This window comes from Cellulomonas sp. URHE0023, assembly GCF_000688475.1.
GTDB lineage: Bacteria > Actinomycetota > Actinomycetes > Actinomycetales > Cellulomonadaceae > Cellulomonas.
On the sequence record NZ_JIAN01000003.1, the window covers coordinates 1 to 1,899 of the forward strand.

At 57.6% G+C, this 1,899-nt stretch carries 1 rRNA gene; it reads right to left on the minus strand.

From position 1 onward, the window contains the following. Nucleotides 1–1,899, minus strand: a 23S ribosomal RNA gene (locus N553_RS24535); the annotation flags it as partial.

Below are 1,899 nucleotides of genomic sequence, written 5' to 3' on the forward strand. Positions count from 1 at the left end.
CACCGCCGTTTACTGGGGCTTAAATTCTGAGCTTCGCCTTGCGGCTGACCCGTCCTCTTAACCTTCCAGCACCGGGCAGGCGTCAGTCCGTATACATCGTCTTGCGACTTCGCACGGACCTGTGTTTTTAGTAAACAGTCGCTTCTCCCTGGTCTCTGCGGCCCTTCACGCTAACCGAGCAAGTCGGATCACGCTTCAGGCCCCCCTTCTCCCGAAGTTACGGGGGCATTTTGCCGAGTTCCTTAACCACGATTCTCTCGATCGCCTTGGTATTCTCTACCTGACCACCTGAGTCGGTTTGGGGTACGGGCGGCTAGAACCTCGCGTCGAGGCTTTTCTTGGCAGCATAGGATCACCGAATTCCCGCATTCGCGGTCACTGTCAGCTCTCAGGCTATATGAGGTGCGGATTTGCCTACACCTCGCCCTACGACCTTAGACGTGGACTACCATCGCCACGCTCGGCTACCTTCCTGCGTCACCCCTGTTAATACGCTTACCTACTACCGGTTCGGGTCTCGCGCTCCACACCACGGTGTCCCCGAAGGGACGATGTGGTGTCTCGGGCGTTTAGCATCACCGGGCTCGGTATGGGCGGTTCTTCGCCGGTACGGGAATATCAACCCGTTGTCCATCGACTACGCCTGTCGGCCTCGCCTTAGGTCCCGACTTACCCAGGGCGGATTAGCCTGGCCCTGGAACCCTTGGTCATTCGGCGGACGGGTTTCTCACCCGTCATTCGCTACTCATGCCTGCATTCTCACTCGTGTAGCGTCCACCGCTGGGTTACCCCGCGACTTCACTCGCCACACGACGCTCCCCTACCCATCCACACGCCTGAACCACGAAGGCTTAGCGCTTGTGTGAATGCCACAGCTTCGGCGGTATACTTGAGCCCCGCTACATTGTCGGCGCGGAATCACTTGACCAGTGAGCTATTACGCACTCTTTCAAGGGTGGCTGCTTCTAAGCCAACCTCCTGGTTGTCTGTGCAACTCCACATCCTTTCCCACTTAGCATACGCTTAGGGGCCTTAGCTGGTGGTCTGGGCTGTTTCCCTCTCGACTACGGAGCTTATCCCCCGCAGTCTCACTGCCACGCTCTGGCTTACCGGCATTCGGAGTTTGGCTAACGTCAGTAACCTGGTGGGGCCCATCGGCTATCCAGTAGCTCTACCTCCGGCAAGAAACACGTGACGCTGCACCTAAATGCATTTCGGGGAGAACCAGCTATCACGGAGTTTGATTGGCCTTTCACCCCTAACCACAGGTCATCCCCCAGGTTTTCAACCCTGGTGGGTTCGGTCCTCCACGCGGTCTTACCCGCGCTTCAACCTGCCCATGGCTAGATCACTCCGCTTCGGGTCTAGAGCACGCGACTGAGACGCCCTATTCGGACTCGCTTTCGCTACGGCTTCCCCACACGGGTTAACCTCGCCACGTACCACTAACTCGCAGGCTCATTCTTCAAAAGGCACGCTGTCACCCCTGCTAGGGAGGCTCCAACGGATTGTAGGCACACGGTTTCAGGTACTATTTCACTCCCCTCCCGGGGTACTTTTCACCTTTCCCTCACGGTACTTGTCCGCTATCGGTCACTAGGTAGTATTTAGGCTTACACAGTGGTCTGTGCAGATTCACTCCAGGTTTCTCGGGCCCGGAGCTACTTGGGATCCCCTTCGGGAGGCCACGCCATTTCGTCTACGGGGGTCACACCCTCTGTGCCGGGCCTTTCAATGCCCTTCGACTATGACGCGACTTTCTGACTCCCTGCTGATTCGGCAGAACCAGCTGAAAGGTCCCACAACCCCGTATACGCAACGCCTGCCGGCTTGAACACGTACACGGTTTGGCCTGATCCGCTTTCGCTCGCCACTACTCACGGAATATCTCTTCCTGGC